General features: G+C 60.6%; 8 protein-coding genes. 4 read left to right on the top strand and 4 right to left on the bottom strand.

Annotated features, from left to right (window positions below; all coding sequences use genetic code 11):
- The coding region (locus NW827_RS09455) for a DnaJ domain-containing protein (RefSeq protein ID WP_414503618.1) at positions 1–517 on the top strand (517 nt) is incomplete at its 5' end.
- Here the strand turns inward: NW827_RS09455 and NW827_RS09450 are convergent.
- Positions 514–1,908, bottom strand: coding sequence for a 2-succinylbenzoate--CoA ligase (locus NW827_RS09450; RefSeq protein WP_414503617.1), 1,395 nt, complete (start codon positions 1,906–1,908; stop codon positions 514–516). The two genes, NW827_RS09455 and NW827_RS09450, sit on opposite strands and share 4 nt — an antisense overlap.
- Before the next feature lie 147 nt (positions 1,909–2,055).
- On the opposite strand from NW827_RS09450, the gene petG reads away from it, so the two are divergent.
- From petG to NW827_RS09435, 3 genes are all read left to right on the top strand, one after another.
- The gene (gene petG / locus NW827_RS09445) at positions 2,056–2,169 is read left to right on the top strand and encodes a cytochrome b6-f complex subunit V (protein ID WP_414361271.1); all 114 of its coding nucleotides are present in this window, start codon (positions 2,056–2,058) and stop codon (positions 2,167–2,169) included.
- Between the two features lie 59 nt (positions 2,170–2,228).
- Positions 2,229–3,854: a bifunctional pantoate--beta-alanine ligase/(d)CMP kinase gene (locus NW827_RS09440; protein ID WP_414503616.1), complete on the top strand. Its 1,626-nt coding sequence runs from the start codon at positions 2,229–2,231 to the stop codon at positions 3,852–3,854.
- An 82-nt stretch (positions 3,855–3,936) separates the two neighbouring features.
- On the top strand, positions 3,937–4,974 hold the full coding sequence (locus NW827_RS09435) for a hemolysin family protein (RefSeq protein ID WP_414361267.1): 1,038 nt from the start codon (positions 3,937–3,939) through the stop codon (positions 4,972–4,974).
- Positions 4,975–4,983: 9 nt separating this feature from the next.
- Here the strand turns inward: NW827_RS09435 and NW827_RS09430 are convergent, their stop codons facing one another.
- The 3 genes from NW827_RS09430 to NW827_RS09420 form a co-directional block, all read right to left on the bottom strand.
- Positions 4,984–5,253 (bottom strand): 2TM domain-containing protein, encoded by a 270-nt coding sequence (locus NW827_RS09430; protein ID WP_414403584.1) that lies wholly within the window; start codon positions 5,251–5,253, stop codon positions 4,984–4,986.
- Between the two features lie 116 nt (positions 5,254–5,369).
- Positions 5,370–7,442 (bottom strand): ATP-binding protein, encoded by a 2,073-nt coding sequence (locus NW827_RS09425; RefSeq protein ID WP_414361263.1) that lies wholly within the window; start codon positions 7,440–7,442, stop codon positions 5,370–5,372.
- A gap of 153 nt (positions 7,443–7,595) precedes the next feature.
- On the bottom strand, positions 7,596–7,943 hold the full coding sequence (locus NW827_RS09420) for a hypothetical protein (protein WP_414503615.1): 348 nt from the start codon (positions 7,941–7,943) through the stop codon (positions 7,596–7,598).
- Positions 7,944–8,115: the final 172 nt, after the last annotated feature.

Genomic DNA, 8,115 nt, shown 5'->3' with positions numbered 1-8,115 from the left:
TCGCCGGTTGGCACGGCAGTTTCACCCCGATGTGGCAGGAGAGGGATCCCGAGAACGATTTGAGCAGATCTATCGGGCCTACCAAGTGCTGAGCAACCCTGAAGAGCGGCGGCGCTACGACGCCCAACGACAATCCCCACCCAGTCCTGGGAAAGGAGAAAGGCGGGTGGTTGTGCGCACCACTGGGTCAGGCTCCACCTCAGCAGAACCACCGGCTCGGGACTCCCTTGAGGCAGGAATTGCCCGCGTTAAGGCCGCCTGGCGCGAGCCCAAGCTGCCCACGGCAGTGGCTCTGGCCGAAGCCCTCCTGAAACGCTTTCCCAACTCCGGCGAGGCCATCCACATCTTAGCTTTGGCCTATCAACGCTTTGGCAACCATTTGATCCAAGAGGGGCGCCACCGGCAGGCAGAAGCCTATCTGAGAAAGGCCTTGGCCACAGAGCCAAATAACCGGGAGTTGGCCTTTGAAATCCGGCGAGATCTAGCCCGTCTGGGCATCCAGGAGGGATCCAGCTAGCTGCCTGGCGCTGCAACTTTCAACTGCTGGGCCGCCCACTGCCGGAGCCGCTGGCAGTTGACCTTGCCCTGGGCGTTGCGGGGGATCCTGCTACACCACAGCCATTGCTTGGGGTGCTTGAAGGGGCTTAGTTGTTGTGCAAGGTGCCGCTTTAGGTGCTTCTCCAGCTCGTTGCCGCTTAGAGAGATCCCAGCCCTGGGCACAGCCACCGCCACCACCTGCTGTCCCCACTCCTCATCGGGCAGGCCCAGCACACAGACATCTTCCACCCAGCCGCTGGCGCGGATTTCCCCCTCCACCTCGGCGGCCATCACCTTTTCCCCTCCAGTCAGGATGAGCTCGTCAGCGCGGCCCAGCCAGTGGAGACAGCCTTGCGAGTCCAGATAGCCCCAATCGCCGGGGGTGAAGCCCCGCTGTTGCCATTGGCCTAGAGAATCTGCCTCGCTGGAGAGAGGGTAGTAGCCCAGTGCCAGCGACTCAGCCCACACGTGGATGCGGCCTACCAGGGGATCCCCTCTCTCGCCGCAGATCTCCACAGTGGCGTGGGGTAGGGGCCGGCCCAGACTGTCGCTGCCCTGTAAGAAAGCTTCCGGCAGCAGCGTACATACCTGGGAGGCGGTTTCGGTCATGCCGTAGGTGAGGGCTAGGGGCAAGTGCAACTGCCGGGCCTGTTGCCGCAAACTGGGCCAGGTGGGGCCACCGCCAACCAGAATGGCGCGAAACTGGCGCAGGCTCTCCAAGACTCCTGGCTGGGCGTTGAGCAGCAGCCGTTGCAACTGGGTGGGCACCAGCGACAGGAAACTTCCCGGCAAAGGGGGATCCCAAGCCTCGGCCTGCTGTTGCCGTTTCCAATCCCAGACAATCCACTGCCCGCCGCTTAGCCAAGAACGAACAGCCTGCATCAGGCCGCTGACGTGGTACAGGGGCAGGACACAATAGCTATGGACACACTCCACCCGGAAGTGCTGTTGGTGGGCTCTGGCGGAGGTGCTGAGGGTACGCCAGGAGTGCACCGCCCATTTGACCTGACCGCTAGAGCCACCGGTAGGGATCCCAATTACCGGCCAGTCGGCGCTGGGCAGGAGCTGTTGCCAATGCTCCAGCTGGGGGTTGGAGGAGGCAGGATCCTCCTGCAACTGCCCTTGCCGCCAGCACCAAGCGGATCCCAGGCCAGCTAAAGCTTGGCCCCACTCCCGCTTTCCCCAGCGAGGATTGGCCAAGAAGAGAGGGATCCCCAGGCGCTGGCAGACTAAAACCAAGGCCCACACCTGCAGCGGATCCGAGTCTGCCACTAGCAGAGGAACGGCCTTTTCAGCCAAAGGACGTAGGTGTTTTTCTAGACTGGCAAGGCGTTCCTTCAGGCTGGGGGGACAAGAAAGGTTGGAGGACATGATTCCAGGGGTCAGGTAGGCGGCAGGGGAAGCCTCGGCCTGGACGCTGTGGCAGCCAGCTACAGCCTAGGGGTACCGGCGAGCCAGCTCGGCAGTTTTTGAGGCATGGCTTATCATGATCTAGGCTTGTAGTAGGAGGTGCGGTTTGTGATCGAGCCCATTTTGTTGGGGATCGTTTTGGGGATGGTTCTGGTTACCCTGGCAGGCTTATTTGTGTCGGCCTACCGGCAGTACCAGCGTAGCAATAAGATGGGGCTGTAGGTCCAGCAGGTTGGCCTTGTCCTGCGAGGAAATTGGCCAAGGGGGAAGGTGGCATAGCAATGCAGTGGCTGCGCACGGTGGCAGCTTTGCGAGAGCAGCTGGCCAAGTGGCGGGGATCCACCATTGGCCTTGTGCCAACGATGGGAGCCCTGCACGAGGGGCATCTGAGCTTGATTCGCCGCTGCCGCCAGGAGTGTGACTACACGGTGGTCAGCATCTTCGTCAACCCGCTGCAATTTGGCCCCACCGAAGACTGGGATCGCTACCCCCGCGATGAGGAAGGAGATCGAGCTCTGTGTGAAGCAGCAGGCGTGGACGTGGTGTTTGCCCCCGACCCGCAAGAAATGAGAGCCGATCCCGCAGCCGCCAGGGATCGCACTTGGGTTAACCCTCCCGAATCCCTTTTGCAAACCCTCTGCGCTCCTCACCGGCCAGGGCACTTTCGTGGGGTAGCCACCATAGTGGTGCAATTGCTAAATCTGGTTCAGCCACAGCGGGCTTATTTTGGCCAAAAGGATGCCCAGCAACTGGCCATCATCCAGCGGCTGGTTCAAGACCTGCAGATTCCCACCACCATTGTTGCCTGCCCTACCGTGCGCGAGGCGGATGGCCTTGCCTATAGCTCCCGCAACCGCTACCTCTCAGCCGAGGAACGGCGGGTAGCTACTGGCCTCTACCGCGCTTTGCGCCGGGGCTATGAGCACTGGCAGGCGGGAGATCCCTCTGCCGAGGGGATCCTAGGTGCAGTTCGCGCTGAGCTGGAGGGCACCCCTGAGTTGCGTGTGCAATATCTGGAGCTGGTGGATCCGCAAACCCTCCAGCCGCTGCCGGAGGTAAAAGAGAAGGGACTCCTGGCAATTGCGGCCTATGTCGGGCAAACTCGCCTGATTGACAACCTGCTTTTGTCTAGAGACGAAGCCAATTCCCTGCCTCAGAAGGAAGGGGAAGCGGTGCCGCCTTCTCCAAAAAAGGCGCGCCGTCCCCTGATTGCCATTGACGGCCCTGCAGGAGCTGGTAAGTCCAGCGTGGCCCGAGCGGTGGCTGCTCAGCTGCAGCTTCTCTACTTGGATACAGGGGCCATGTATCGAGCTATCACCTGGCTAGCGCTGCAGCGGGGGATCCCGTTGGACGACGCTGAGCAACTCACCCAACTGGCTGCCCAAACGCAACTGACTCTGCAAAGTGGCCCCTCGGCTGACGAACCAACCCGCATTTGGGCCAATGGCCAAGAAATTACCCAGGCCATCCGCTCTCCCGAAGTAACCCGCTGGGTTTCGCAAGTGGCGGCAGTGCCAGGCGTGCGGCAGGAGTTGGTGAAGCAGCAGCGTCTCCTGGGTCAGGAGGGGGGAGCCGTTCTGGAAGGGCGCGATATTGGCACCTATGTCTTTCCGGATGCTGAGTTAAAAGTCTTTTTGACTGCCTCGCTGGGAGAGCGAGCGCAACGTCGACAACATCAGCTGCAGGCGCAAGGGCAGATAGTGTCCCTGGAGGAACTCAAGGCCCAGATCGAGCAGCGGGATCGCTATGACAGTGAGCGTCAGATTGCCCCTTTGCGGCCTGCCCCTGATGCCATTTTGATCGATACAGACCACCTAAGCCAAGCCGAGGTGGAAAGCAAGATTGTGATGCTGTACCGGCAGCTTTTGGAAAAGGCCGGCTCAGATCAGCCCGATACGAGAGGTTAAGACGGAAAGGGGTGGGGTATGCCCTCTGGCCAAATAGCTTGAGTAAAATTCCCGCCTCCAGCGCTGGGTAGTCGGGAACACTATGGGTAATCTACTTCTCCTTGCCGTCTTACTTCTGGTCTCAGCGTTTTGCTCGGGTGCCGAGACAGCTATCACCGCCCTGGACAACCTGCGCCTGGAGTCCCTGATCGAGGAGCAGGGGGATCCGCAGGGGCTCTATCGGCTAGTTCAGCAACAGCGATCCCAGCTGATTACAACCTTGCTGCTGGTGAACAACTTTGTCAACATTGGCATTGCTGCCCTGGCTACTACTATCTCCATTGAACTGCTGGGATCCCAGCTGGGGGGCTTGGTGGCCACCCTGCCCACCACCATCCTGGTGCTCTTGGTGGGCGAAGTGGCTCCCAAGTCTTTGGCAGTCAGCCATCCGCTGGCAGTGTTCCGCGGGGTGGTGCGGCCTGTATATGCCCTAGCGGTGCTGCTGCGCCCTTTTACCCATGCCTTTGAGTGGCTTGTCGGCAGAGTTTTTCATCTCTTGGAGCTCTCTCCCCTGACGGCTACCACTTCTCTCAAGGATTTGGAACTGCTGATTGATGTGTTGGGTCAGCGGGGGCTGCTGGATTGGCAGAAGCGGCGCCTGTTCCGCGGTGCCCTAGCTTTGGATGAGCTGCGAGCACGGGATGTGGCCAAGCCTAGAGTAAAAATGGAAACCATCTCCCACGATAAAACCCTGCAGGATGTGGTGAAACTCTGCCTAGAGACGGGCTACTCCCGCATTCCTGTGCAAGGAGAATCCAAAGACGAGATCGTCGGTGTCATTCACCTCAAGCAGGCCCTGCGCCACCTGGAGCAAGAAGGCAATGTCAAAGTAACCCGGGCGATGTCCCCGCCCTTCTTTGTACCTGAGACCAAGCGCGTTAGCCTGCTGCTTAAAGATATGCTGCGATCCCGCCAACACCTGGGGATTGTGGTGGACGAATTTGGCGGCACCAGTGGCCTGATCACCCTGGAGGACATTTTAGAGGAGCTGGTGGGGGATATCTACGACGAGAGCGACCTCTCCCCTTTGCTGCTGCAGCGGCAACGACGGCAGCGCCCCTCCTCTCCTGGATCCCCCTAAGGGAGGCTGCTAGCCAGCTTCTGTGGAGTCTTGGTTGGCTTCCGCGGGGTAACGGGCCACAAAAAAGATCCAAAAGCTGTGGATCCCTACGCCCAGGCCCCACCCGCCCAATAGAGGCAGCAGCCACGGCCAATCGGCTCGGTACAACTGCTGGAAAAACACCAGTCCCGAGGCACTGCAGAGAAAAAACGCCAGATGGGCCGCGTAGGTGTAACGGTCATCCAGCTTGCGAAACTCAGGATCCCGACGGGAGGGCTTGCGGGGCCAGCGAGGTGGCATGGCAAAACTGGGCAGTTAAAACCTTCTTTACTGTAGAACAACCCTGGACAGGGATCGCTGCGGCTCGGGGCCTAACCCCAGCCTTGGCTGGGTTGCCCGGCGTTTGCTTTCCAAGTTTAAGAGGTTGGGTGGGGCCGCTCCCGCCAGCGGCAGCTGGGGGGATCCGTCTCGGCTGGCTGGTCCTCAAACTCCAGGGGGCCCTCCTCGGTGTACAGGTGCAGGTCAAACCAGAAGGTGGATCCCTGTTCCAGCTTGCTTTCTAGACAGATGCGGGTTCGGTGCTTCTCCAAGATGTTGCGCACAATGGCCAGGCCCAGGCCAGTGCCCTCCAGGGTGTGGACGCGGTTCTCCACCCGGAAAAAGCGCTCGAAAATCCGCTCTTGATCCTCGGGCGCAATGCCAATGCCTGTGTCGGCCACTGCCACCCGCACTGCCTGAGGGGATCCATCCGGCCGCACCACCAGGTGGGCATGCACCGTCACCGTGCCGCCAGAGGGGGTGAACTTGATGGCATTGCCCAAGAGGTTGGTCATTACCTGCAACAGAAGGTCGTAGTTGCCCCACACCAGCGGCAGCTCTGGATCGACGAACTTGCGCAGTAGGATCCCTTTGTCGCGGGCCTGCAGGTGGTGGGTGCGTAGAGTCTGCTCAATCACCGCTGCAATATCGACACCCTCGAAGTGATACTGCTTGCCCGACTCCAGGCGGGACAAATCCAAGACGTCATTGACTAGGCGAGTGAGGCGGTCAGTCTCGCGGTTGGCAATTTCCAGATAGTCCAGCCGCTCCTCCGGCGACATCTGCTCGCCGTACTCGTAGAGGGTCTCGATAAACGACTTGATGCTAAAGAGGGGGGTGCGCAGTTCGTGGCTGATGTTGCTGATGAACTGGGCTTTGGCTTCGTTGAGCTCTGCCTCGCGGGTAATATCCTGCACTGTGATGACAATCCCCTTGAGGTTTTGCCGCCGCGGGTCGGATACCGGCGACAGCAGGATGCGGATGACCCGCTTGGTAGGGCTGGTGAGGTTAACGCGAATTTCCTCTGCCTCTTGATCCCCGCGGGCAATTTGCATCAGGGGGCGGGCCAGTTGCTGCCGCAGATCCTCGGGCAACAGCTCCAGCAAGGGCTTGCCCAAGACAGGCTCCCCTTCCCAGCCGAACATGCGAGAGGCAGCCGGGTTGAGCAGGAGGATCCGAAACTCGGCATCCAGCAAGATGGCAGCATCGACGATAGAGAAAACTAACGTCTCCAACTTGGCCTTGGCGGCGGCCAGTTCCTCGATGTTCTGCTCTTCGTAGCTCTGCAGCCGCTCCGCCATCTCGTTAAAGCTGTCAATCAGCTGGGCCAGCTCTCCCCCAAAGGGCAGGTCAATGCGCTGCTTGAAGTTGCCCTTGGTAATCTCCTGGACGCCCTTGACCAGTTCTTTGATGGGGTAGGTGATGGTGAGGGCATTGACCACGGCTCCCAGAATGGCCAGAACCCACACTGCCAAAAACACCCCAATCGAGACCTCCCGCGCCAGTTGCGTGGAGCGCACGAGGGCGGGGTTGGGGTTAATGCCCAGGGCTAGGGTGCCCAGGAAACGGCCCTGGTGATAGATGCCCACAAAAATGTCCGTCACCCGCCCCGCAGGGGTGAGGTGGGTGCGCACCAGCGGCTGGCCCTCGGCAGGCGGGCGGTTGTCCGGCAGTTGGATGCGGCGGGTAAGGCTGAGGGAGGTTTTCACCTCCTGGTTGGAAAACGGGATCCCGTAGTAGATGTTTCCCTCCGGGTCGGCGTAGAGCAAATAGCGGATGCTGCTGGTGCTCTCAAAGTATTGCCGCGACAGTTGGGCCACTTCGCTGATGCGGTCTTCGGCAATCAGGGGAGCGACATTGGCTGCCAACAGCAATCCCAGATCCCGGCCAAAGCGGGCCTCGTTAAAGCGGGCATCCTGCTGTACAGTGCTGATGGCCCAGAAGGTGAAGCTGCTCACCACCAGGGAAACTACCAGGGTGGCCACAAAGAGCAACTGGGTCTCCAGGCGCAGCTTGTGTTTCCAGCGCGCCCACCAGCGCCGCAGGGATCCCCAAAAGCCCCCTCCCCTTGTCGGCTCCGCAGCCTCCCCCGGTGAGGGCTCTGGAGGAGAAGAAGCTGACTCAGGCGATTGGACGTTGGCAAGGGGCTCGGCAGTGCTAACAGGAGACATGAACCCGACGTAACTGGAGAACGCTGTCGCCACCATTTTGACATGGCTGCCGACAGGGTTAAGAAAGGGTTAGATTTTCTGAAAAGATTGTTACAACAGAAGAGGCAGTGCTAGCTCCAACTAGGGATCCTGAAGGCGCAAGGGGAGATGCCTCTAGAGGGGCTGCAGGCCTAGCTTCTCGAGCAAAGCCGCAGCGGCAGCCTGGCCCGGATTGGCCAGAGTCAACAACTTTTCGCCGGTGAAGATGGAATTGGCGCCTGCGCTCTCGGACAGGTTTTTCCGCCCTGCCGAGAGCCGGATCTGGGCCATGGGCAGCAGCAGCGGATCGGGAGGGAGAAGCTGGCCCAGGGGCGTGCCGGCCACCGGCACCAGCGCGTTGATGGGTACCGAAGTGGGCGGCGGCGTCAGGTTGGCCAAAATGTACAGCAGGGCGATGCGGTCTTCGTCGGTTTCCCCAAGGCCGACAATGCTGCCACAGCTCTCCAGGCCGGCTACCCCCACAGGGGCCAGAGTCTCCCGGCAATCCTATATGCGGGGGTAGAACTCCGGCGAGGGGTCCAGATTGGGGTTGTAGGCTGTCAACCCTGCCGCCGCCAACTGCTGCGCTTGAGCAGCTGACACCCTCCCCAACGTGACACAGGCTTCCATCCCCAGCTTGCGCACCATGGGCACC

It is taken from the genome of Synechococcus sp. H70.1, from assembly GCF_047502705.1.
Taxonomy (GTDB): Bacteria; Cyanobacteriota; Cyanobacteriia; order Thermostichales; family Thermostichaceae; genus Thermostichus.
The sequence above is the reverse complement of the archived record's forward strand: the minus strand, read 5'-3'. Positions and strand labels throughout refer to the sequence as shown.